16 protein-coding genes are annotated in these 22,945 nt (G+C 76.6%); 8 read left to right on the top strand and 8 right to left on the bottom strand.

Translation table 11 applies throughout. The features are described from left to right. Positions 1-144: 144 nt before the first annotated feature. From RMN57_RS04480 to RMN57_RS04470, 3 genes are all read right to left on the bottom strand, one after another. The gene (locus tag RMN57_RS04480; protein WP_313762050.1) at positions 145-1,365 is read right to left on the bottom strand and encodes a cytochrome P450; all 1,221 of its coding nucleotides are present in this window, start codon (positions 1,363-1,365) and stop codon (positions 145-147) included. A gap of 324 nt (positions 1,366-1,689) precedes the next feature. Beyond that, positions 1,690-1,911, bottom strand: a complete 222-nt coding sequence (locus RMN57_RS04475) for a ferredoxin (RefSeq protein WP_313762049.1) — start codon at positions 1,909-1,911, stop codon at positions 1,690-1,692. A gap of 231 nt (positions 1,912-2,142) precedes the next feature. Beyond that, positions 2,143-3,684, bottom strand: a complete 1,542-nt coding sequence (locus RMN57_RS04470) for an ATP-dependent DNA ligase (protein WP_313762048.1) — start codon at positions 3,682-3,684, stop codon at positions 2,143-2,145. Between the two features lie 329 nt (positions 3,685-4,013). On the opposite strand from RMN57_RS04470, the gene RMN57_RS04465 reads away from it, so the two are divergent. The 3 genes from RMN57_RS04465 (at position 4,014) to RMN57_RS04455 (ending at position 7,701) form a co-directional block, all read left to right on the top strand. Next, on the top strand, positions 4,014-4,547 hold the full coding sequence (locus tag RMN57_RS04465) for a GNAT family N-acetyltransferase (protein ID WP_313762047.1): 534 nt from the start codon (positions 4,014-4,016) through the stop codon (positions 4,545-4,547). 387 nt (positions 4,548-4,934) lie between these two features. Next, complete coding sequence (locus RMN57_RS04460; protein ID WP_313762046.1) at positions 4,935-5,798, top strand: CAP domain-containing protein; 864 nt, start codon at positions 4,935-4,937, stop codon at positions 5,796-5,798. Between the two features lie 226 nt (positions 5,799-6,024). Further along, positions 6,025-7,701 carry a sigma-70 family RNA polymerase sigma factor gene (locus tag RMN57_RS04455; RefSeq protein ID WP_313762045.1) on the top strand — a complete coding sequence of 559 codons (1,677 nt, stop codon included), beginning with the start codon at positions 6,025-6,027 and terminating at the stop codon, positions 7,699-7,701. Positions 7,702-7,829: 128 nt separating this feature from the next. On the opposite strand, the gene RMN57_RS04450 is transcribed toward RMN57_RS04455, so the two are convergent. Then, positions 7,830-8,081, bottom strand: a complete 252-nt coding sequence (locus RMN57_RS04450; RefSeq protein WP_313762044.1) for a hypothetical protein — start codon at positions 8,079-8,081, stop codon at positions 7,830-7,832. A 217-nt stretch (positions 8,082-8,298) separates the two neighbouring features. Here RMN57_RS04450 and RMN57_RS04445 point away from each other — a divergent pair, with 217 nt between their 5' ends. After that, the gene (locus RMN57_RS04445; RefSeq protein WP_313762043.1) at positions 8,299-9,405 is read left to right on the top strand and encodes a chemotaxis protein; all 1,107 of its coding nucleotides are present in this window, start codon (positions 8,299-8,301) and stop codon (positions 9,403-9,405) included. 44 nt (positions 9,406-9,449) lie between these two features. On the opposite strand, the gene RMN57_RS04440 is transcribed toward RMN57_RS04445, so the two are convergent. Next, on the bottom strand, positions 9,450-9,875 hold the full coding sequence (locus tag RMN57_RS04440; RefSeq protein ID WP_313762042.1) for a hypothetical protein: 426 nt from the start codon (positions 9,873-9,875) through the stop codon (positions 9,450-9,452). A gap of 236 nt (positions 9,876-10,111) precedes the next feature. Between RMN57_RS04440 and RMN57_RS04435 the strand changes: the two genes are divergently transcribed. From RMN57_RS04435 to RMN57_RS04420, 4 genes are read left to right on the top strand one after another with little or no spacing between them, the layout of a single operon-like run. Beyond that, positions 10,112-11,476, top strand: a complete 1,365-nt coding sequence (locus tag RMN57_RS04435) for a hypothetical protein (protein ID WP_313762041.1) — start codon at positions 10,112-10,114, stop codon at positions 11,474-11,476. Further along, a complete protein-coding gene (locus RMN57_RS04430) occupies positions 11,473-13,680 on the top strand; it encodes a caspase family protein (protein WP_313762040.1) in 2,208 nt (735 codons plus the stop codon). The genes RMN57_RS04435 and RMN57_RS04430 overlap by 4 nt, the downstream gene beginning before the upstream one ends. Before the next feature lie 41 nt (positions 13,681-13,721). Continuing rightward, positions 13,722-14,909 (top strand): MoxR family ATPase, encoded by a 1,188-nt coding sequence (locus RMN57_RS04425; RefSeq protein ID WP_313762039.1) that lies wholly within the window; start codon positions 13,722-13,724, stop codon positions 14,907-14,909. Beyond that, a complete protein-coding gene (locus tag RMN57_RS04420; RefSeq protein ID WP_313762038.1) occupies positions 14,906-19,048 on the top strand; it encodes a TIR-like protein FxsC in 4,143 nt (1,380 codons plus the stop codon). Before RMN57_RS04425 ends, RMN57_RS04420 begins: the two co-directional genes overlap by 4 nt. A 51-nt stretch (positions 19,049-19,099) precedes the next feature. Here RMN57_RS04420 and RMN57_RS04415 read toward each other — a convergent pair whose 3' ends face one another. The 3 genes from RMN57_RS04415 to RMN57_RS04405 form a co-directional block, all read right to left on the bottom strand. Then, the gene (locus RMN57_RS04415; protein WP_313762037.1) at positions 19,100-20,125 is read right to left on the bottom strand and encodes a hypothetical protein; all 1,026 of its coding nucleotides are present in this window, start codon (positions 20,123-20,125) and stop codon (positions 19,100-19,102) included. Beyond that, entirely contained in the window at positions 20,112-20,633 is a 522-nt protein-coding gene (locus RMN57_RS04410) for a SigE family RNA polymerase sigma factor (RefSeq protein WP_313762036.1), read from the bottom strand. Before RMN57_RS04410 ends, RMN57_RS04415 begins: the two co-directional genes overlap by 14 nt. 437 nt (positions 20,634-21,070) lie before the next feature. Next, a complete protein-coding gene (locus tag RMN57_RS04405) occupies positions 21,071-22,594 on the bottom strand; it encodes a M1 family metallopeptidase (RefSeq protein ID WP_380234257.1) in 1,524 nt (507 codons plus the stop codon). Positions 22,595-22,945: the final 351 nt, after the last annotated feature.

The raw sequence follows: 22,945 nt of genomic DNA, 5'->3' as shown, positions 1-22,945 counted from the left end.
AGCCTGCCCCCGTGCCCGCCGCGGAGCCAACGGAGCCCCCTGGGAGCGCGGAGGCACCCCCGTCCGCCGGCGTCGGGCGCCGGCCCGGATGTCGCGCCGGGCCGGATGTCGCGCCGGCCCGTCCCCGCCGGGGGCCGCCCCGCCTCACCAGGCGACCGGGAGCTCCTTCAGGCCGTGGATGAGGGAATCGAAGCGGAAGGCGGGCTCGCGCTCGGGTGCGGCGAGGCGCAGGCCGGGGAGACGGCGGAAGAGCGTGGCCAGGGCGATCTGCAGTTCCAGCCGGGCGAGCGGCTGGCCGAGGCACTGGTGCACGCCGAAGCCGAAGGCGAGGTGGCGCCGGGCGTCCCGGGCCAGGTCCAGTTCGTCGACCGGCCGGGTGCCGGGGGTACCGAACAGCGCCTCGTCCTGGTTGGCGGTGGAGAGCATCGCGACCACGCCGTCGCCGGCCCGGATCAGGGTGCCGCCCAGCTCGACGTCCTCCAGGGCGACCCGCGGCAGGCCGGTGTGGACGATGGTGAGGTGGCGCAGCAGTTCCTCCACCGCGCCGGGCAGGGCCGCCGGGTCGGCGAGCCGGGCGGCCTGACCGGGGTCGCGGAGCAGCAGGAGGGTGGAGAGCCCGATCATGTTGGCGGTCGTCTCGTGCCCGGCGACCAGCAGGAGCAGGCCGGTGGCGGCGATCTCCCGGAGGCTGAGGTCGTCACGGGCGACGAGCCGGCTGAGGATGTCGTCGCCGGGCCTGATCCGCTTCTGCACGGCGAGTCCGCCGAGGTAGTCCATCAGCTCCCGCTGGGCCGCGGCCACCTGCGCCTCGTCGGCCGTGGTGCTGACGAGCACCCGGCTGAGGTCCTGGAACAGCTGCCGGTCCTCGTACGGGACGCCGAGCATGAGGCAGATCACCAGTGAGGGGACCGGCAGTGCGAAGGCGGCGACCAGATCGGCGGACGGGCCGGCGGCGGTCATCCGGTCGATCGCCTCGTCGACGATCTGCTGGATGTCGGGGCGCATCCCGTCCACCCGCCTGACCAGGAAGTCCTCGGTGACCATACGGCGCAGCCGGGAGTGCTCGGGGTCGTCGAGGCGGACGAAGGTGGGGTTGGCGGCGGCGAGTTCGCGCCGGCCGGGGAGGAAGCCGGGGAATCCGGGCCGGCCGGCGTCGGCGCTGAACCGGCGGTCGGAGAGCACGGTGCGGACCTCGTGGTAGCCGGTGACCAGCCAGCAGGAGGAGCCGTCGCGCATCTCCGCGCGGGTGACCGAGCCCGCGCGGGCGGCCTCGGTGTAGGCGGGCGGCGGGCTGAACGGGCAGCGGCGGTCGTGGGGCGCCGGGAGCAGCGGCGCGGGAGCGGGAGCGGTGGGTGTGCTCGTCAAGGTGGCATCTCCTTGCGTGGCAGCGTGCGCGGCCGCGGCGTCGGCTGCGTCGGCGCGGGTGGGGGAGTGGACAGGTCCCGCCCGGCGGCACGAATCCGGCGGCGAACCAGGCGGCGCGGTCGGCGGCGCGCTCGGCGCAGGTGTGGCGCGGCCGGTGTCGCAGCCGTGGCCGTCGCGGGTGGCGGGTGGCGGGTGGCGGGTGGCGCGTGAGGGTGGTGGGTGGTGGGTGGCGGACAGCGGCTGGTGGCAGGTGGTGGGAATCGGTGGTGGGAATCGGTGGTGGGGGCGTCCGTGAGGCTGCCGCGGGCCTCGGCCGGGCAGGGCCTACGCGGCGCCGCCCACCCCGCCGCCCGCCTCGGCGACGGTGATCGCGCCGCCGGGGCAGAGCTCGGCGGCGAGCCGCACGTCGGCGAACCGCCCCGCCGCCGGGGCGGCGGCGCGGAGTCTGACCAGGCCGTCGCGGTCGTCCTGGTCGAAGAACTCCGGCGCGGTCCGGACGCACTGGCCGGAGCTGCAGCAGCGGTCCCGATCGACGCTCACCTGCATGTACGGACACCTCTCAGTGGTGCGGCACCGGATCGTCCGGGCCGGCCGCCCCCCGCTGTTGTTGTCAACCTAGCCGCCGCTCTGTCGCACACGAAGGGTGTGTCGCCGCATCTGCGGAGAATGGCCGATTTCGTGCCGGTACGGGAAACCGTTGGGGCGCAGGAGGTTTGAGTGGCCGTCCTGGCATCGGGCGGCGAACGGCGAACGGCGGACCGGGAGCCCGGTGGACCGTCAGAGCCCCTCCGCCGCGGCGATCTCCCGGACGGTGGCCACGGTGTCCGCCTCGGCAGCGCTCTTGTCGGGCCGGTAGCGGACCACCCGGGCGAACCGCAGGGCCAGCCCGGCGGGGTAGCGGGGGCTGCGCTGGACGCCGTCGAAGGCGATCTCCACCACCAGCTCCGGCCGGACCCGGACGGTGTAGGCGTCGCGTTCGACCTCCCGCGCGAGGAGTTCGGTGGTCTGCCCGGCGAGCGTCTCGTCGGTCAGGCCCTTGAAGGTCTTGCCGAGCATCACCCAGGGGCCGAGCCCGGGCTCGCCGGCGGCCCGGGCGCCGAGGTGCAGATTGCTGAGGAAGCCGCGCCGCCGGCCGCTGCCCCACTCGGCGGCCAGGACGACGAGGTCGAGGGTGTGCCGGGGCTTCACCTTGATCCACCCGGCCCCGCGCCGGCCGGCCGCGTACGGCGCCGCCGGGTCCTTGGCCAGGACGCCCTCGTGGCCGAGCGCCAGGGTGTCGCGGAAGAACGCCAGCGCCTGCTCCCGGTCGGCGGCGTCGCTGCGCGCAACCCGCAGATCGGAGGGGACCGATTCGGCCAGCGCGGACCAGCGTTCCCGGCCCGGGTGGTCGACCAGGTCCTCGCCGTCCCGGTGCAGCAGGTCGAAGAAGTAGGCGTTCAGCGGGACTTCGGCCCGGAGCCGGTCGGGGTCCTGCCGGGAGGCGGTCCGGGCGGCGGTGTCCTGGAACGGGCGCGGGCGGCCGTCCGGGCCGAGGGCGATGGCCTCGCCGTCCAGGACGGCCGCTCCGAGCGGCAGTGCGAGGGCCGCCTCCACCACCTCGGGCACCCGGGCGGTGATGTCGTCCAGGCTGCGGGTGAACACGGCGACGTCCCGGCCGTCCCGGTGGACCTGGACCCGGATGCCGTCCAGCTTCCACTCCAGCGCGGCCGGGCCGATCCGGTCCAGCGCGGATCCGACGTCCGGTGCGGAGGCGGCCAGCATCGGCCGGACGGGGCGGCCGACCTCCAGCCGGAAGGCGTCCAGCGCGGGACGGCCGCCGGTGAGCGCGGCCGACGCGACCGCGCGCGCCGAGCCCCGGAACATCAGCGCCCGTCGCACCGCCGCCGCGGGCACGCCCGCGGCCCGGGCGACGGCGTCCGCCACCACCGCGTCCAGCGCGCCCTGGCGCAGATCGCCGACCAGGACCGCCCGCAGGAAGGCCTGTTCGACGTCGGTGGCCCGCTCGAAGAGCCCGCCGAGCAGTCTGCGCCGCTCGGTCTGCGCCCCGGCGCCGTGCACCGCGGCGATGGCCTCCAGCGCCTGCTCGGTCTCCCGCACGCCCAGCGACGGCTCGGCGGCGGGCGGCGGCAGGTCCCGCAGGGAGGCCGGGCCGATACCGGTGCGCAGCCGGTGCGACTCGCCGGAGAGCAGTGCCACCGCGGACGGCGCCTCGGCCGGGCCGAGTTCGCGCAGGCAGTCGGCGAGCAGGGCGGTCTTGGCCCGGCGGCCGGGTTCACCGGCGACGGCGCGGGAGGTCAGGGCCAGGTGCCGGAGCTGCATGGAGGGCTCCTCGGGGAGGGCGTGCCGGGCGGGGGCACCAGCATCGGCGACCACCCCGGCCCGGGCCGGCAGGACACGCGCCCGCCGGCGGGCGCGGGCGCGGCGCGACCTACGGCGGGGAGCGCGGCGCCGGGGCGGGGCCCGGCCTGCGGACGGCAGCAGGGGCGGGCCCTGACCACCGCCGCTCCGGAGCGAAGCCGTGCCGGACTTGTCCGTGACGTCGATCGGGCCCGGAGCCGACGGGCCGTCATGCTGGCGCGACGCCGGGTGCGCCACACCACCGCGCCCGGCGGTGACCGTGCTGCCGCCCCACGACCGGAGGCCGAGAGATGACGCCCGCGACCCCGACTCCCGCCCCTTCCAGCGCCCCCGCCGCGCCTGCCCGTGCCGCCGCCGGTGGCGGCACGGCACGCTGGACCGTCGACGAGCCCGGGCCCGCTGACTTCGCCGCCTGGCGTGAGCTCTTCCGGGGCTACTGCGCGTTCTACCGGGTGCCGATGCCGCCGGAGAAGGCCGAGCTGGTCTGGTCCTGGCTGACCGACCCGGCGCACGAGCTGGACGGCCTGCTGGTCCGCGACACCGACGGCACGCCGGTCGGCCTGGCGCACTACCGGCCGTTCTCCCGCCCGCTGCACGGCGCGGTCGGCGGCTTCCTGGACGACCTCTTCGTCCGCCCGGACGTACGCGGCGGCGGCGCGGTGGACGCCCTGCTCGCCCGCCTGCGCGCGATCGCCGGCGAGCGCGGCTGGAACGTGGTGCGGTGGATCACCGCCGACGACAACCACCGGGCGCGCAGCAAGTACGACCAGGTGGCCACCCGGACGATGTTCGTCACCTACGACATGGCGCCTGACGCGGGCTGAGCGGGCCTGCGGCCGGTACCGCCCCGGTCGGTCACCTCACGGGCCCGCCTGTCCCCGGTTTCGCCGAGCCCGGGACGTCGCGGGGCGGCCCGGGTAGAGTGCGCCGACCGGGGTGCACCGTCCGGTCATCGGATAGTAGGAAATTCGTTCGTACTTTCTGTTATCCGAGCCCGGGCCGGGCGGTCTCCCATGTGTCGGCACCCGTACCGGCCGATCGGATGCCCCGAACACAGGAAGTGTGCCCAGGTGAACAGCGAAGACAGGACGACCATCCTCCCGGCGTCCGGCCGCGGTGCCGCGGACGGCGGACGAGTCGCGGGCCGCGCTGCCGACCGGCGCGCCGGTCGGGGTCGGCGTGGGCGTCGGCGCGGCGGGGTCGGCCCGGTCGTGGCCGTGGTCGCCGCGGTGGCCGGCACGGGCGTGGTCGCGGCGCTCGCCGGCGCCGGGTTCGGCGTCTACACCGGTGCCGCCGGGGACCGCGACGACCGGGCCGCGGTGGCGTTCGAACCGCAGATCGCGGCCGAGGCCGGCGACCACGACGGGATCCAGGTCCCCGGTGCCGGCGGCGGGGACCCGGCCGTCGCCGGGGGACCGAGCGGCGCCCCGGGCGGAACCGACCAGGCGCACGCGGCCACCGCCGACCCCGCGTCCCCGGACGCCACCGCCTCCGGCTCGCCGACCGCGACCGCGACCGCCTCGACGAAGCCCTCCGCCACGCCTTCGGCGACCGGCCCGACGGCGTCCGCCTCGGGCCGGGCGAGCACCACCCCGAAGGCCTCGGCGACCAGCACGACGGCGGGACGCACCACCCAGGCCGCTCCGCCGGCAGGCAGCTCGGGCGGCGGCAGCGGCGGTGGCGGGGCGTCGGGTGACTACGCCCAGCAGGTGGTGGACCTGGTCAACGCCGAGCGGGCCAAGGCGGGCTGCGGCCCGCTCACCGCGGAGTCCCGGCTGGCCACCGCGGCCCAGAACCACAGCGAGGACATGGCCAACCGCAACTACTTCGACCACGCCAGCCCCGAGGGCTTCCACGCCGACCACCGGATCGAGGCCACCGGCTACCGCTGGAGCAGCTGGGGCGAGAACATCGCCCGCGGCCAGAAGGACCCGGCCGCCGTCATGAACGCGTGGATGAACAGCTCCGGCCACCGTGCCAACATCCTCAACTGCTCGTTCAAGCAGATGGGCGTCGGGGTGCGGACCGGTTCCGGCGGCCCCTGGTGGACCCAGGTCTTCGCCGCCCCCGCCTGATCCCGCCTCACCCCTCTTCCGCCACCCTGCCGCCACGCCCCCTCCACCGTCCGGCCACGATCCCTGCACCACCCCGACCCGCCCGGCAGGCCCGTCCGGAAGCCGCCGGGGGGACCGTCGACGACCCGTTTTCCGAATCCGCGCAAATTGTTGTTATCTGAGCACTCCCCGGAGGTCTCCGAGGAGGCAGCGGCGGACGGAACACGGCAAGACGGAGTGCGGACCCATGAACGTTGACGTGCAGAACCGGACCGGGACGACCCTTGTGCTGGCGGCCCAGGCGGGCGACCGGCAGGCCAAGGAGGCGCTGGTCGCCACCTGGCTGCCCCTCGTGTACAACGTCGCCGGACGGGCGATGGACGGGCACGCCGATGTGGACGACGTCGCGCAGGAGACCATGATCCGCGCGCTCGACGGCCTCGGCGGGCTGCGCGACCCGGAGTCGTTCCGCTCCTGGCTGGTCGCGATCACCATGAACCAGGTCCGCCGCCGCTTCACGGGCCAGCAGCAGAGCCCCGTCGGCGGCCTGGACGAGAGCTGGGAGGTCGTCGACCCGCGCGCCGACTTCACCGACCTCACCATCCTGCGGCTCGGCCTGTCCGGGCAGCGGCGGGAGACCGCCGAGGCCACCCGCTGGCTGGACCCGGACGACCGCGAGCTGCTCGCCCTGTGGTGGCTGGAGGCGTCCGGCGAGCTCACCCGGGCCGAGCTGGCGGAGGCGCTCGACCTGACGCCGCAGCACGCGGCCGTCCGGGTCCAGCGGATGAAGAAGCAGCTGGAGGCGGGCCGGGTCGTCGTCCGGGCGCTGACGGCCTACCCGCGCTGCCCCGAGCTGGCCGAGGTGACGACCGGTTGGGACGGCACGCCCAATTCGGTCTGGCGCAAGCGGATAGCCCGGCACATCCGCGGCTGCGCCCGCTGCGACCGGCTGGGCCGCGACCTCTTCCCCGCCGAGGGGCTGCTGGCCGGCCTCGCGCTGGTACCCGTGCCGACGGACATGCCCATCACCCTGCCCTTCCACCCCACGGCCGGCACGGGGAACGCCGCCGGCTCGCACGGGGGCGGCTCGGACTCCGGCGCGTCCAACGCCGGCGGCCCGGGTGACGGCGGTGCCGGCGCCGGGAGCGCGGGCCACGGCGGCGGACAGGCGGCCGGTGCGCAGGCCGGTGCTCCGGCCGACCCGGGCGGCGGTGGGGTCTGGGGCGGCCTGGCCCGGCGGAAGGCGGCCGCCGCGGGCGGCACGGCGGCGGTCCTCGCCGTCGCGACCCTCGCCCTGGTCTGGCCGAGCAGCACGCAGCCCGCGCCTGTCGCGCCCGAACCCAGCGCGCCCGCGACCGTGCCGGACGCGGTGCCGACAGCCACGGTGGCCGCGCTGCCGGTCCCGGAGCCGACGGTGACCGAGACGTCGACGCCGCCGCCGGCCCCGGTGGTCACCCCGCCGCCCGTGACCGCCACGCCCACCGTCACGCCCACTCCTACGCCGACGCCGTCACCGACCGCCGTGCGCACGCCGCCGCCCAGCCCGGAGCGGCAGCTCGTGGACCTGGTCAACGCGGAGCGGGCCAAGGCCGGCTGCGGCCCGCTGCGGATCGACCCGAAGCTGCACACGGCCGCCCAGAAGCACGCGGACGACATGGTGGCCCGCGGCTTCTTCGACCACGTCAACCCCGACGGGGTGCACGCCGACGCCCGGATCAGCGCCGCCGGTTACAAGTGGTCGCAGTGGGGCGAGAACCTCGACCGCGGCCCGACCGCCCCCTCCACGGTGTTCTCCCACTGGATGGACGGCGGGATCCACCAGTCCAACATGCTGGACTGCGGCTTCAAGGACGTCGGCGTCGGCGTGGCCTCCGGCCCGGCCGGCCTCCTGTGGACCCAGGACCTGGGCAGCCAGCTCGGCTAGGCCCGGCGGCGTACGCCTCACCCGGCCCGCGGACCGGCCCGGCTCGCCCGGGCCACCCACCGGCCCGGCTCGCGCCGGATCACCGCGGGGGCGGCCCGAACCGCTCGGCCGGGCCGGGTGAGCCCCGGTCAGACCGGCAGGCCGACCAGGCCGTCGGCCTGACCCGTGACGTGGCTGGTCGCGTCGCCGACCACGCCGCCGGCGTCGCCGACCTGCCCCTGGACGGCGCCCGGGGCGGAGGTGACCGCCCCGCCCTGCTGGAGCGGGCCGGTCAGGTCGCCCTGTCCGCCGACCGCGCTCGCGTGCGCGCTGGGGGCGGTCAGGGAGGCCACGACGCCCACGGCGAGCGAGGCGACGGCGAGCATGCTGCGCTTCTTCATGCCCCGTCCAACGACGCTCCGCCACCCGGGTCACGGGTGCCGATCGGGCGGGTGACGGCGGGTTTCCGACGGCGGGTGGCATGGGAGGGCGTTGGGATGGGGAAGGGTCGGGGGGCAAAACCGGCAAACCATCGCACTTCGCCGGAGTGAACCCAGGTGCGCGGGCGCTTCCCCGCTCCGCGCCCTGCCGAGGCAACCGCGACAAGAAGGGCATCCGATGTACGCAGCCGAGCTCACGCCGACCGTCCTCGCCGAGCTGCGCCGCCCCCGGCGCTACCCGGCCGTCTCCGTCCTGCTGCCCACCCACCGCAGGGAGCCTGACAACACCCAGGACCCGGTGCGACTGCGGAACCTGGTCGCCGAGGCCAAGAACCGGCTGCACACCGACGAGGCGGTCTCCCGGGCCGACCGGCTCGACGTGGTCGACCAGCTGGACCGGGCCCTGCGCGAGGTGGACCTGGTGCACGCGGAGGACGGCCTGGCGATCTTCGCGGCGCCCGGCGAGTTCCAGGTCTGGTCGCTGCCGCGCACCGTGCCCGCCCGCGTGGTGCTCTCCGAGACGTACCTGACCCGCAATCTGGTCTCCGCGTACATCGCCGGCGCGCCGTGCTGGGTGCTCACGGTGGCCGCCGACCGGGTCGCGCTGTTCGGCGGCACCGGGCCGCGGCTGGTCGAGCACACGTCGGGCCGGTTCCCGATCGACCAGGTCCGGCCGGACTGGGACGTCGAGCGCCAGGAGCAGATCGGCGACGTGCCCAGCACCTTCCGCGACGAGGAGACCCGCCGCTTCCTGCGCGAGGCGGACACCGCGCTCGCGGCCGTGCTGGAGGCCGACCCGCGCCCGCTGTACGTGCTCGGCGAGGCCGCCGCGCTGGCGCTGCTGGACGAGGTGGGCACCGCGGTCAAGCGCGCCACCGCCCAGGTGCCGCGCGGCGGTCTCGGGCACGCCGCGGCCGCCGCCGTCGCCGAGGCCGTCCGGCCGACCGTGGCCCAGCAGGGGCAGCGCGCCGTCGCCGAGGTGCACAAGCGCCTCGACCAGGCGCGCAGCGACAAGGCGCTGGCCAGTGGCATCGACGAGGTCTGGCAGAGCGTCACCCTGGGCAGGGTGGCGCTGCTGGCGGTGGAGGAGGACTACTGGGAGCCCGTCAGCGTGGCGGACAACCACCTTGTGCCCGCCGGCGCCGGCGCCGGCGAGCCCGAGGTCCGCGAGGACATGGTGGACGAGATCGTGGAGCGGGCCCTGGACACCGGTGCCACGGTACGGTTCGTGCCCGCCGGCGAGCTGGCGGACGGCGGCCGGATCGCCGCCGTCCTGCGCTACTGACCGACGCGTGATCCCATCGGGCCGCGGCCGGGCCCACCCGCTCGTCAGCGGTAGAACGTCCGCCCGGCCGCGCCCGAGGAGACCGACCAGACCTCGCTGATCCGGCCCGCCGTGATCCGCAGGGTGTCCGTGCCGCTGCGGGCGACCGTCCCGCCCTGTTCGTCCGTGAACTCGGCGAGGTACGGCCGGGCCACCACCCCGGACGGCAGGCCGTCGACCAGCGTGAGGTCCACCACCGCCACCCCCTCGGACCGGAACCGCAGGCCGGGACGGCGGCCGTGCCACCCCGCTATCAGCCCGGCGAGCTGCTGCGGCTCCCGTGCCTCGTCGAACGCCTCGGTGCCCGCCTGGGCGTACCGAAGTGTGAACTCCGGGGCCATGATCTCCGCCGCGAGCCCCGTCTCGCCGTTCCACATCGCCGTCCAGCGCTCGTAGGCCTCCACCCCGAACCGCCGCAGTGCGTCGTCCATCCCCGTCCCCCGTTCGATCGTGCTGATTCCGACGGTTGCGACCGTAGCAAGGGGGACTGACAATCCCGGTCGGCCGGTGCCCGCGCCCCGCCGTCCGCCGCGCCCGCCGTCCGCGGCCGGGCGCCGTCGCCCCTCCTGCGACGTTGCCTGGCGGGAAGCGGCGCGGACGACCTAGGGTGCTGGTCGGAGCACCGGCCGTGCGGGCCGGGGGAGTTGGCGGAGAGCCTGGGGGCGGCATGCGGTTCCTGTTCGTGCACGGCACCGGGGTGCGGCGCGAGGGGTACGACCCGCTGTTCGAGCTGGTGGCACGTGAACTGACGGAACGTTCCCCGGCGGCCGACGTGGTGCCCTGCTACTGGGGGGACGACCACGGCGTGACGCTGGCCGCCGGGGGCGCCTCCATCCCGGGCTTCGCCGGCCTCCCGACGGCCTCGGCCGACCCCGCCCGGGTGCCGGCGGAGGCGCCGGCCGACCGGGTCGACGGCGGGTGGACGCTGCTGCTGGTCGACCCGCTCTGCGAGCTGCGGGTGCTGGCCGAACTGCCGGCCGAGGACGAGGCGTTCGGTGCGCCGGGGGTCCGCACCCCGGGCGAGGTGGTGGCCGGGCTGCTGGCGGAGCTCGCGGGCTCCCCGGCGGCCGGCGGTGCGGCCGAAGCCGGTGAGCTGGAGGAGCTGCTGGCCGCCACGGTGCTCGCCCCCCGCTTCGCCGCCGCGCTCGACCGACTGGCCGCCGCCGAGGAGTTCGCGCAGGCCTGCGACCGGGCCTTCGAGCCGGCGGCCGGGGCCGAGCTGACCGCCGCCACCGCCCGCGCGCTCACCGCCGAGCTGCTCACCCTGGCCGGCCCCGCCGCGCTCTGCACCGCGGACGAGCGGGACCGGCTGGTCCTCCTCCTCACCGACCGCCTCGGCGGCGCCGCGCGCGGCCCGCTGGGCCGGGCGGCCGGAGTGCTCGGCCGGCTCGGGATGCGGCTCGGCGGACAGCGGCTGCTGGAGCGCCACCGCGGCGCGCTGACCGCCGGCGCCACCCCGGCACTCGGCGACATCCTCCGCTACCAGGCGCGCGGCGGCCCGCTGCGCGCCTTCCTGGCCGACCGGATCGCCGCCGCCCCCGGCCCGACCGTGGTGATCGGCCACAGCCTCGGCGGTATCGCGCTGGTGGACTGCCTGGCGCTCGCCGCCGCCCGGGGCGAGGCACCGGCCGGGCTGCGGCTGCTGGTGACCGTCGGTTCCCAGGCGCCGTTCCTGCACGAGCTCGGCGCGCTCAACGGCCTGGAGCCGGGTGCCGCGCTGCCCGCCGGATTCCCCGCGTGGCTGAACGTCTACGACCCCGGCGACGTGCTCGGCTACCGGGCCGCTCCGGTCTTCCCCGGCGATCCGCGGGTCACCGACCACGAGGTGAGCAGCCGTCAGCCGTTCCCGTACTGCCACAGCGCCTACTTCAAGCTCCCCGCCCTGTACGACCGGATCGCCGCCGCACTGGACGGCGCGGCCCCGGCGGCCGGGCCGGAACCCGCCGGGCCGGTAGCCGCCGCGCCGGTAGCCGCCGCGCCGCCCGCCGTCCCCCGCACCGGGCACGCGGGCGACGCCCGGGCCGCCGGGTGACCGTCGCCGCCGACGCCGACCTCGCGGGCCTCGCGCCCGAGCGGGTGTTCGCCCTGGTCGTCGGCATCGAGTCCTACGGCGTGGGAGCCGACTGGAACCTCCGCGGCCCGGCCCGTGACGCCGTCCGGTTCGCCGAGTGGCTGACCGGCCCGGCCGGGGTGCCCGCCGCCAACGTCCGACTCTTCCTCTCCCCGCTGCCGGCCCCGCCGGTGGTGCCGCCCCGGCCCCGGCCAACGCCGCAGTCGTACGCGCGGCGCGTCGGCGCCGCCGAGGCCGGCCCGGACGGGGCGCCGCTGCGGCCCTGCCCGGGAACGCCGGGTTCCCCGTCGGCCAACGGCGGACAGCCGCGGGCCGCGCCGACCGGACCGGCGCTGCTCCCCGCCGCCCGCCCGGCCACCAGCCGGGAGATCGAGGACGCCCTGCTGCGCGAACTGCCCTCCTGCGACGGCGACCTGTTGCTCATCTACTGGGCCGGCCACGGCTACGCGGGCGAGCACGACCAGCTGCTGCTGCCGTTCGCCGACGCCTCGGCCCCGCCGATCCGCCACCTCGACCTCGACTCGGTCCTGCGGTTCTGGCGCTCCAGCAAGGTCCACCAGCGCTTCCGCAGGGTCGTCTCGATCGGCGACGCCTGCCGTCTGGACGTCCGCTCCGGCGTCCGCTCGACCTTCGGCCGGGTGGACTACGGCACCGGCAGACCGGTGCGCGGTCGCCGCACCTTCGTCCTCTACGCCGCCCAACCCGGCCTGCCCGCCCAGAACCTCGACGGCGGCGGCCGCCTCACCGACACCCTGCTGGCCCGGCTGGCCGGCCGCAGCCTCGACGACAGCCTCCGCCACCTGCCCGACATCGCCCGCGAGGTGCACGCCGACCTGGCCGCGCTCGCCGACCGCGGCCAGGCCTGGCAGCAGATCCAGTGGCGGATCAGCGACTGGGACGGCAACCCGGTCCTCGACGACGGCTGGCCGGACGAACCGGCCGGTGCGCCCCGCCTCGACGACCAGGCCTGGGCCGAGCTGGACCGCCTGCTGCCCGGCCCCGGCCTTCCGCCGGACGCCTACCGCGCCTACCGCTGGGCCTTCGAGGCGGCCGGCTGCGCCCCGCCGGGCCCGGTGCTGCCCGCCGCGGAGCCGATGGCCGTGGTCCGCGACCTCGACCACCGGCTCGGGTCCGCCGACCGCCGCCTGCCGCTGCCGCTCGCCTTCGTCCGCTACCTGGCCGCCCGCGAGGCCGACCCGGTGCGCGCCGAGCGGCTGGCGGACTGGGTCCGCCGCACCGGCGGGCGGCTCGGTGCCGAGGCCGTCCCCGCCCCGCCGGCGCCGGAGCGCGACGGCCGCACCGAACTCCACGTCGAGCTCACCGAGTCCAGCGGCGACGACGCCTACCTGGCCCGGATCTGGCTGCACCGGCGCGGCTTCGAGGCGCTCTGGGAGTCCGGCCGCCCGCTGCCCCTGCGCGCCGTCCGCGCGGAGCTGCTCCGGCAGTTGTTCGGCCCGGTCGTCGGCCCGGACCTGCGGCGGATCGAGTTCCACGTCCCCGAGCCGCTGCTGGAGGAGGAGTTCGAGCGCTGGCCGCTGCCCACCCGGGGCCGCCGCAGCGCCGAACTCGGCACCGCCTACGAGGTGCTGGTCCGCTGCCCGGACGAGCGGACGCACCAGTCCGGCCGGCGCTGGCGGCGCAAGTGGGCCTGGTACCGGGAGCACGGCGGCCGGCACCCGGACGCCGTCCACGCGCTCACCGAGGGCACCGCGCTCGACCCCGGGCTCGCCGACCGGCTCGGCGCCGAGGGCCACCCGGTCTGCGCCCTGCTCGACCGGCACGCCGCACCGGTCGCGGAGCGGCTGGAGCTGGTCCTGGACGCGGGCCTGCCGATCGCCGTCTGGCGGCGCACCGACGGCGCGCGCCCGGTCGCGTGCGCCCGCCCGGCGGACCGCACCGTCGAGCGGCCCGGAGAGGGCCCGGCCGGCCTGCCCGGCTGCCCCGCCGAGTCCGGCCTGGCCGCCCTCCTCACGCCCGGGGCCGGCCCCGACGGCGCACCGGCGGACGACGGGAACGGCCTCGACCTCGACCGACTGCCCGCCGCCGTCTGGAAGCTGCGCATCGGGGCCGCCGGCGGCGGCTGCGCCGGCTGCCCGGCCGCGCGGCGCCTCGGACTGCTCTGGGACGACCCCGACCACCGCCCGCAGACCAGATCGCTGTCCTGACGGGGGATCGCCGTCCTGACAGGAAGGGAAGGAAGCAGCACATGAAGGACTGGTGGATCTACCAGGGCGACGGCACCCCGGAGGAGCGGCTCTCCCGCCTGGATGGGAAGCAGCCGCCCTGGCGCGACTTCGACGGCACCCCGGACCCGCGCTACCGGGCGCCCGGCGCCACCGGGCACGCCTGGGAGCGGACCGCCCGGCGCGGGGCCGGCTACGTGCCCGACGAGGCCGAGATCGACGCCGTCAACACGGCCCTCTACCTCAGCCGGCCGCTGCTGGTCACCGGCAAACCCGGTGTCGGCAAGTCCACCCTGGCCTACAGCATCGCCACCGACCTCGGTCTCGGCCCGGTCCTGCACTGGCCGATCACCAGCCGCAGCACCCTGCGCGACGGCCTCTACCGCTACGACGCGATCAGCCGGCTGCACGACGCCAACCTCCAGCAGCTGAGCGGCGACCGGGGCACCGACGGCCCGGCCGCGGCCCGCCCGGCGGAGCCGGACCACTCGATCGCACCCTACCTGCGGCTCGGCCCGCTCGGCACCGCGCTGCTGCCGCAGGAACGACCCCGGGTGCTGCTGATCGACGAGATCGACAAGAGCGACATCGACCTGCCCGGGGACCTGCTCACCGTCTTCGAGGACGGCGGCTTCGAGATCCCCGAGCTGGCCCGGATCGCCGCCCGGGAGCCCCGGGTCCGGATCGGCACCCACGACACCCTCGACACCCCGCCCGCACCGGTTCCGCCCGCACCGGTTCCGCCCGCACTGGTGCCGACCGACGATCCGGTGCCGCCCGATCCGGGCCCCGTGCCACCCGGACCCGCGACCGCGGGCCCGGTGGCCGCCACCGTCGGCGTCGACCACGGTCGCGTCCAGTGCCGCGCCTTCCCGGTCGTCGTCCTCACCAGCAACAACGAGCGCGACTTCCCGCCGCCCTTCCTGCGCCGCTGCATCCGGCTGCACGTCCGGCCGCCGGGCCCGGCCAGGCTCGAACAGATCATCAGACAGCGACTCCACCTGCCCGCCGAGCTCGACGACCGGCGCCGCAGCCTCGTCCAGGACCTCGTCCGGGCCTTCGAGGAGCAGCGGACCGAGGGCGACCTCGCCACCGACCAGCTGCTCAACGCCGTCCAACTCCGGCTCAGCGGAGCCTGGTCGGACGACGGCGAGCGCGACGCCTTCCTCCGGACCGTCCTGCAGAAGCTGACCGGACCGGCCTCGCCATGACCGACCGGCTGCTGCGCGCCCTCGCCGAGGCCGACGCCGCCTCGGCGGCCGGTCTCGGGCCCGAGGAGCTCGCGGACATCCTCTGGCTGGCCGGCTGCCTCGACGACGCCGCCCGCGGCCGGGACCGGCCGGCCGTGCCCGCCGACCCCGGCCGGAGCGCCGGCGAGGCCGGCCCCGGCCCCGGCCCGGACGGCGGTCCGGAGGACGAGTGCGCCCCGGATGAGCCGCCGTTCGAGCAGCACTACGCCACCGCCGACCTCACCGGCCCGCCCCCCGGACCGGACCGCACGCCCGAAGCCGCAGCCGAGGGCGAGACCGACGAGACCGAATCCGAACCGGGCCCCGGCCCGGAGCCCGACCGCCCCGTCGAGAACGCCCCCGCCGCCCGCCGGGGCGACCTCGTCCGCGTCCCCCGCGCCGCCGCCCTCGCCGACCCGCTCGCCGTCATGCGCGCCCTGCGCCCGCTCGGCCGTCGCACCCTCGCCGACAGCCACGGCGAGCCCGAACTAGACGAGGAGGCCACCGTCAGCGCGGGCGTCGACCAGCGCCTGCTGCTGCCGGTGATGCGCCCCACCCCCGGCCGCTGGCTGGACCTCGCCCTGGTCATCGACACCCACCGCTCGATGACGCTCTGGCACGACCTCGTCGCCGAGCTGCGCCGGGTGATCGCCCAGACCGGCGTCTTCCGCGACGTCCGCACCTGGTACCTCGGCGGTACCGAGGCCGGCGGCCGGCCCGGCCTGGCCGCCCGCCCCGGCGGAGCGCTGCGCCGTCCGCAGGAGATCGCCGACCCGGCCGGGCGCCGTCTGATCCTGGTCGTCACCGACACCGTCGGCGGCGGCTGGGGCGGCCCGGCACTGGACGCGGTGCTGCGCGGCTGGGGCCGGCACGGGCCGGTCGCCGTCCTCAACGTGCTGCCCGAGCGCCTCTGGTCGCGCGGCTCCGTCCGCCCCACGCCGCTCTGGCTGCGCGCCGCCGGCCCGGCCGCACCGAACACCGGCTGGGAGGCAGCGGCCACCCGAGCGCGCGGGCGCACCCACCGGAGGCTGCGCGCCGACGCCCCCGACCGCCCGCTGCCCGTGCCGGTGGTCGACCCGAGCCCGGCCTCACTGGCCGCGCTCGCGGCGCTGGTCTCCGGCGGCGGCCGGCGCAGCCGGCTGAGCTGCCTGCTGGTCGGCGAGCCGGGAGCGGCGTCCGCCGCCCGGGCCGACCGGCCACCGGCCGCCGACGAGCCCGACCGGCCACCGGTCGCCGACGGGGGCGGCCGCCCGCCGACCGCCGCCGAGCCGGCGCTGGAACAATTCCGGGCCAGCGCCTCCCCGCTGGCGCAGGAGCTGGCCGGCCACCTCTCCGCCGTCCCGCTGGTCCTGCCGGTGATGACGCTGGTCCGCCGCGCGATGCTCCCGCAGGCCGACCACGGCCACCTCGCCGAGGTGCTGCTCGGCGGCCTGCTCGCCCCCTGGGAGGCGCCGCCGCCCGGCGCCGACCCGGACGGCGTCGAGTTCGACTTCCTGCCCGGCGTCCGCGACGCCCTGCTCGGCGCCCAGCGCCGCGACACCGTCGCCCGGATCCGCCGCACCGTCCGGCACCAGGTCGCCGCCTACCTCCGCTCGCGCCGCGCCTCGGCCGCCGACTTCCCGGCCGTTCGGGTGACCGAGGAGACGCACAGCCGCGAGCTGGCGCCCGACGCGCTGCCCTTCGCCGAGTCATCGGCGGCCGTTCCGGCACGGACGCCGGTCCTGGCCGAAGAGCCGTGGGAATCCATGACCGTCACCGAGGCCCTCGAACGGCCCGAAATCCTCGGCGTCAAACCCGCCGAGCAGCGGCCGGACCTGCCGTACCTCACCCCCTACCTCGACCGCCCGATGGATGCTGAGGTCCGGCGTCTGGTCGGTCGGGCCATCGAGGGCGTGTCGACCGCTCTGCTACTCACCGGCGGTCCGGCCTCCGGCCGCACCCGTGCGTGCTTCGAGGCGCTCCGCGCCCTGCCCGGCGACTGGACGGTGTGGCGGGCCCAGAGTCTGCTGGGGCGGGACCTGCGCACCGGTGAGGCCGACCGGTGCACGGTGGTCTGGTTCGACGATGCGGAGCGGGTGCTGAACAGCACGCAGGGGCCGGAGGTCGACCTCGTCGCCCAGCTGTCCGCCTGGGTCCGGTCCCGGTCACGGGGCCCGCTTCTCCTGCTGGGCACTCTCCGCACGGACCGGCGCACCCCGCAAGGCCTCGTCGGCTCCCCGGCCTGGGAAATGCTCAGGCACGCCCGGACGGTGGAGGTGCCCGGGTACTTCACACGGCAGCAGGCCGCCGACGCCCTTCTCGGCCGCGACCCCCGGCTTGCGGAGGCGGCCCAGGTGGTCGCGGACGGGCACGTCGTCCAGGCCCTGACAGCCGCTCCCGGGCTGCGGGCCCGGTTCGACCGGGCGCCCGAGGAGGTCCGGGCCGTTCTCGACGCGGCGCTCGACGCGCTGCGCCTGGGCCATCACCGGTCCCTGCCGGCGAGCCTGCTGCGGGCGGCGGCGCCGGGCTACCTGCGCACCGTGCCGGCGACGGACACCTGGTTCGAGCGGGCGATGGCCGATGCGACGGCGGAGGGCGCCGGTGGGGCCGGGCTGTTCCGGGCGGACGACGGCTCCGGGTTCGAGGGTGCCGCTGCCCCCCGGGCGCCGTACACCCTGCACCCGTTGCTGGAGAGCTGGTACCTCGACGGTCGAACGGGTTCGATGCCGCCGGACGCGTTCTGGGACGCGCTGCTGGCACACGCGGACCGTGGCGACCTGGACCGGCTTGCCCGCGGGGCCCGCAGCCTCGGCGCGGACGCCCGGGCCGAGGAACTGGACGCGGCGGCCGCCGCCTACCACCGGCACCGGTATGCACAGTTCGTGGACTCGGGCGAAGGTGTCGAGCTCGCGGCCCGGCCCTACTTCTTCCTCAGCTACGCGCACACCCCGAGGGCCGGTGCGGGGGGTGCCGGCGATCCCAACCTCTGGGTCCGGCAGCTGTACCGCGACCTCTGCGAAGCGGTGCTGCAACTGACCGACGCGCCCGACGGCGCTCCGGTCGGGTTCATGGACGAGTCCATGCACCACTGGGAGCTCTGGCCCGATCGGATCGCGCGGGAGCTGGCCACCTGCCGCGTCTTCGTGCCGCTCTACTCGCCGCGGTACTTCAACAGTGTGCCGTGCGGCCAGGAGTGGTACACGTTCACCCGGCGCCAGGTCTACGCGGTCGACCGCGAGTCGGAGCGCACCAGCGCGATCGTGCCGGTGCTCTGGGCGCCCATGAACCGCTACCGACTGCCCGAGGTGGCCGGCGAACTGCAGTTCGACCACGCTGGCTTCGGTCCGGCCTACGTGAGCGAGGGCCTGTTCGCGCTGATGAAGCTGAGCTACTACCGCTCGGCGTACGAGCTGGCGGTCCACCGGCTGGCCCGGCGGATCGTCGAGGTGGCCGAGGAGACGGTCGTCCCCGTCGGGCGCACGCTGGACCTCAACGCCCAGCCCAGCGCCTTCGAGCCGGTCCGCCGGAGCGTGCGCGAGCTGCGCGTCCTCGTCCTCTCCTGCCGCCGCGACGAGCTGCCGGCCGGCCCGAGCCCCACCGCCTACGGGCCGCAGCGCACCGACTGGAACCCGTACGGGAGCACCCTCGGCCGTTCGCTGGCCGAGCACACGGCGGGTCTGCTCCGCGGGATGGGCTTCGAACCCACCGTGCACGACCTCGTCTCCGAGGGCGAGCAGCTGCTGGGGGAGGAGTCACCCACCTCCCTCGCGGTGCTGCTGCTCGACCGCTGGGCCCTGCTGGACGCCGAGCGGATCGCGCTGCTGCGCCGGCTCGACCGGCGGAACCACAAGGTGGTGGCCGTGCTGGAGCCGGGCAGCCCGGACGATCCGGGCGACACGGCCGCCGGGGCGGAGCTGGCCGAGCTCAGCCGGTCGGCGCTGGCGGCCGGCGGCTTCCTGCCGGCCGGGCGGCCCCGGGCGAACCGCCTGCCCGTCCTGGGTTCGCTGAGCGCCTTCGAGGACGCTCTGGCCGGGGTCGCGACGGCCGCTCGCCGCGCGGTCGAGAACCGCTGGCCCGACGGCCCCCGTCGGGGCCCCGACGGAGAGGAGGGCGGGAGCCCGGGCCGCCCGCGTCTGCGCTGACCGCCGCCCGGCCCGGGCCTGCCCCGGAGGGCAGGCCCGGGCCGGGCCGGCTCAGCCGGCCGCGGTGCGGGCCACGTCGATGGCGTCGCCGCCGATCTGCACCGAGTCGAGCATGTCCGCGATCACCTGCAACGCCTTCGCCGACGGCTGGTTCAGACAGGCCGACAGCCGGATCACCGTGACGGCGTCGTCCACCTCGATGGTCCGGTGACCCACCAGCTCACGGGTGCCACCGCGCACGGCACAGGTCTTGTCCAGCTGGGTGTCGATCGGCGGCAGGGCGGTACGGACCACCTTCTCCGCCTCCGCCCAATCGGTGACCAGGGTGATGGTGACCAGGCTGCCACCGTCGGTCAGGGCGGCGAGCGGCGCACAGCTCTCCCCCTGGCCGGCGCAGTACACGCCGGGCTCCAGCGGCTGATCAGCTACGTACCCGACGCCGCTGAGCGGCTTGACGGACGGCCGGTACAGGCTGGCCCAGCCGGGTGGCAGGCTGATGGCTGCATTGTTGAGCTCGGGGAAGCGGATCGCCCGCTCGGGGAAGAAGCTCCCGCTCGTCCCGAAGGACGGCTCCGTGCCGCCCGGGCCCGCGCCGGTCCTGCCCGCGCCCTCGTCCGGATCAGCGCTGCTGCCGGGGGCCGGGGTCGGGGAGGGGGACGGCGACAGGGTGGGGTGGGGCGAGGCCGAGGTGGCCGCGCCGGGCACGCCGGCCGTCCCGGGCACGCCGACGGCTGCCGGTGTGCGGGCCGAGGGAGGCAGGGCGATCTGCGACTGGCCGGGCGCGAGTGCGGGTGCGGCGGCCAGGGCGGCGGCGACCAGACCCGTGGTCAGCCCTGCGGCCAGGGCGGCGGCTCGCCGCCGGCTCCGGCTCCGGGCGGCCCGCTCGCGGATCCGCTCCATCCGGTCGGCGGGCGCGGGCAGGTCCGGGGCGGCCCGCTGCAGCAGTACCCGCAGCTCGCTCTCCACCTCGGCGTCGCTGCGCTCGTCACCGGGATCGGTCGTGCCGCCGTCCGTCGCGTCCCACCTGTTCCGCTCGTCCCACTCGGTCCGGCCCCAGCCGGTGTCACGCCGCGTCACGGCGTCCCCCGTCCAGCAGCAGCTCCCGGACCGGCAGCTTGCCGCGCAGCGCGTTCAATGCACGGTGCGTGTTGCTCTTGACCGTGCCCGTGGAGCAGCCGAGCGCCTCGGCCGTCTCCTCCACGCTGAGGTCCTCGAAGAAGCGCAGCACCACCACGGCCCGCTGACGGGGCGGCAGCGCCCGGACGGCGGCGGCCAGCACCTGTCCGACCACCACGTCCTCGAAGGGGTCCGCCTGCGTCGCCGGCTCCGGCAGCTCGCCGTGCGGCAGCTCCCCGTGCCAGCGGCGGCGCCACCAGGACACGTGCGAGTTCACCAGCACCCGCCGGACGTACGCCTCCGGCCGGTCGATGGCGATCTTGTCCCACTTCGGCCAGACCTTGGCCAACGCCGTCTGCAGCAGGTCCTCGGCCAGGTGCGCGTCTCCGGTCAGCAGCCAGGCCATGCGCAGCAGGCGCGGGCTGCGGGCGGCGACGAACTCCTCGAAGTCCGTGTTCGCTTCCCTCATCGTCCCGTCCCCGCCATGCTGCTCCAGTCGTTCCGGTGGTCCGTTCCGGCCCGGCCGGCCGGGTCGTCGGTGTCGTGTGCGTCGTCGGTGTTGGTCCCACAGCAGCTCAACGCGGTGGGAGCCCGTTCGGGTTGCGCGGCGGCGGGGGTTTTCCGGAACGGATTCGGCGGGGGCCCGGTGGCGTCCGCGGCGGCCGGGCCGGGGCCGGGCCGGGCAGCGGGCCCCGGGGGAGGGGGCGGACAGGGCCGGGAACGCTGGACGGCCCGCGAGCCGGCCGGGACCAGGCCGGGCGGCGGGCGGGCCGTGGCACCACGATGCGTCCGCCGGTCCGCACCGTCCAGGGGCGCGCGGCGGGCGCCCGGGCGCACCGGCCCGGCGCCCGGGAGTACGGCGTCGGGCAGTCGGGGGCCGAAGGCCGGTGCGGCGCTGCGGGCCTCCTACAGCGTCCCGGTGCCGCGCGGGGCGGGGGCCGAGCGCCGTGCCGTCGGGTCGACCGGGGCCACCGTCCAGTCCGGGTGGCCGGGCATCGGCGGGGTGCGCTCCCCGTGCAGCCAGTCGGTGAGGAAGGCGGTGACGTCCCCGCCGGAGACCTCCGCCGCGGTCCGGATGTAGTCCGCGGTCGTCGCCGAGCCGCCCCGGTACCGCTGCAGGAAGGTCCGCTCGATCCGGTCGAAGGCGTCCGCCCCGACCCGCTCGCGCAGCGCGAACAGCACCAGGGCGCCGCCGGTGTACCGCTGGCTGTCGAAGAGGGTGGCGGCGGTCGGTGCGGCGACCGGGCCGGAGTCGTGCCGCCACTGGTCGCCCGCGGCGTAGACGTCGCGCATCCGGTCGGCGAGCGTGGTGAAGCCGGCGGAGTCGGCCCAGCCGCGCTCGTAGCGGTACATCAGGCCGTAGAAGTCGGCGTGGCCCTCGTTCAGCCAGAGATCGGCCCAGCTGCGCGGCGAGACGCTGTTGCCGAACCACGAGTGCACCAGCTCGTGCATCATGTGCGAGCCGATCTGGCGTTCGGCCTGGCGCAGGAAGTTCGGCTTGTAGAGCGTCAGCGTCTGCGTCTCCAGCCCGGTGAAGTCGAAGGCGGCCGGGTCGTCGGTGTCGGCCGGCAGCAGCCCGTAGGTCTCGAACGGGAAGGGCCCCAGGCGCTGCTGGGCCCACTCCAGTTGCGCCGGGGTCAGGGCGAGGGCGGGCTCCAGGTCGGCGGCGCGCGCCGTCGGGACGACGTCCCGCAGCGGCAACCCGCCCGGGCCGGTGCGCTCGCGCACCGTGTAGGTGCCGACCGAGACCTGCACCACCTCGGTGGCCACCGGCTCGCGCGAGACGTACCACCGGGTGGTCGTCGGCCCGTCGTCGCCCGCCGCGCCGCTGCCGTCGCCGGTGCCGCCGACGCTCCCGCCCGCGGCTCCTCCGCTCGCGGTGCCGTCGTCGTGCCCGGTGGCCGAGAGGTGGCCGGTCGCGACGCCCAGCAGGCCGTCCGGGGCGGTGACGGCGACGGTGAGGCGGGCCTTGTCGCTCGGGTGGTCGTTGCAGGGGAAGACGGTGTGTGCGCCGTCGGGCTGGCCGGCCACCGCGAAGCCGTCCGCCGTCGGCACCCAGCCGGTGTGCGGGAGGTGCGCCCGCGGGTCGACGGTGTACTCGACCGTCACCTGCAGGACGGCGCCGCGCCGCACGGGCTGGTCCGGGACGACCGTCAGCTTCTCGTCGTGGGTGCGGAACCCGGCCGCCCGCCCGTCGACCCGGACGGTGTGCACGTCCAGCCCCAGTGCGTCCAGCTCCAGGCTCGGCAGGGCGGTCAGCGCACGGGCGGTCAGCACGGCGGTGGCGTCCACCGTGTGCGTCGCGGGCCGGTAGCGGAAGGCGAGGTCGTAGGCGAGCGCGTCGTACCCCGTGGTGCCGAGCGAGGGGAAGACCGGATCGCCGACGCCCACGGGCGCCCCGTTCTCGGCGGCGGCCGCGTCCGGCAGCATGGTGGTGCCGAGAAGCACCGCGGCGAGCGCGAGGGCGACGGGGCGGCTGGAACGGAGCCTGAACAGGGTGATCACCGCTTTCGGACGTCGGGCACAGCGTCGGGCCGCCCGCGACCCGACGCCGCTCCGCGACCATTCGAGCACGGATCGTAGCGGACCGCGCCGACAGTGCGGCCCGCCCCGCGCGACACGCGGGCATCCCCCGGACGGCCGACTGTGGTGGCCGACCGGCTGCGGACTGTCATAACGTTCGAAGTGCTCCGCCCCCTGACGGACGGGGCCACGGCCGTCGGAGAACCTGGCCAGGTCCGGCGGCCGTCCTTTCTGCCCGCGCCCTGCCCGGTCCCGGAC

The organism is Kitasatospora sp. CM 4170, from assembly GCF_032110285.1.
Taxonomy (GTDB): Bacteria; Actinomycetota; Actinomycetes; order Streptomycetales; family Streptomycetaceae; genus Kitasatospora; species Kitasatospora aburaviensis.
The sequence above is the reverse complement of the archived record's forward strand: the minus strand, read 5'-3'. Positions and strand labels throughout refer to the sequence as shown.

Coding starts and splice junctions, on each gene's coding strand:
- RMN57_RS04440 (WP_313762042.1), bottom strand. CDS start 9,875: ATGGACGACGCACTGCGGCGGTTCGGGGTGGAGGCCTACGAGCGCTGG.
- RMN57_RS04475 (WP_313762049.1), bottom strand. CDS start 1,911: ATGCAGGTGAGCGTCGATCGGGACCGCTGCTGCAGCTCCGGCCAGTGC.
- RMN57_RS04410 (WP_313762036.1), bottom strand. CDS start 20,633: ATGAGGGAAGCGAACACGGACTTCGAGGAGTTCGTCGCCGCCCGCAGC.
- RMN57_RS04445 (WP_313762043.1), top strand. CDS start 8,299: ATGTACGCAGCCGAGCTCACGCCGACCGTCCTCGCCGAGCTGCGCCGC.
- RMN57_RS04435 (WP_313762041.1), top strand. CDS start 10,112: ATGCGGTTCCTGTTCGTGCACGGCACCGGGGTGCGGCGCGAGGGGTAC.
- RMN57_RS04450 (WP_313762044.1), bottom strand. CDS start 8,081: ATGAAGAAGCGCAGCATGCTCGCCGTCGCCTCGCTCGCCGTGGGCGTC.
- RMN57_RS04405 (WP_380234257.1), bottom strand. CDS start 22,594: ATGCTGCCGGACGCGGCCGCCGCCGAGAACGGGGCGCCCGTGGGCGTC.
- RMN57_RS04465 (WP_313762047.1), top strand. CDS start 4,014: ATGACGCCCGCGACCCCGACTCCCGCCCCTTCCAGCGCCCCCGCCGCG.
- RMN57_RS04420 (WP_313762038.1), top strand. CDS start 14,906: ATGACCGACCGGCTGCTGCGCGCCCTCGCCGAGGCCGACGCCGCCTCG.
- RMN57_RS04455 (WP_313762045.1), top strand. CDS start 6,025: ATGAACGTTGACGTGCAGAACCGGACCGGGACGACCCTTGTGCTGGCG.
- RMN57_RS04425 (WP_313762039.1), top strand. CDS start 13,722: ATGAAGGACTGGTGGATCTACCAGGGCGACGGCACCCCGGAGGAGCGG.
- RMN57_RS04470 (WP_313762048.1), bottom strand. CDS start 3,684: ATGCAGCTCCGGCACCTGGCCCTGACCTCCCGCGCCGTCGCCGGTGAA.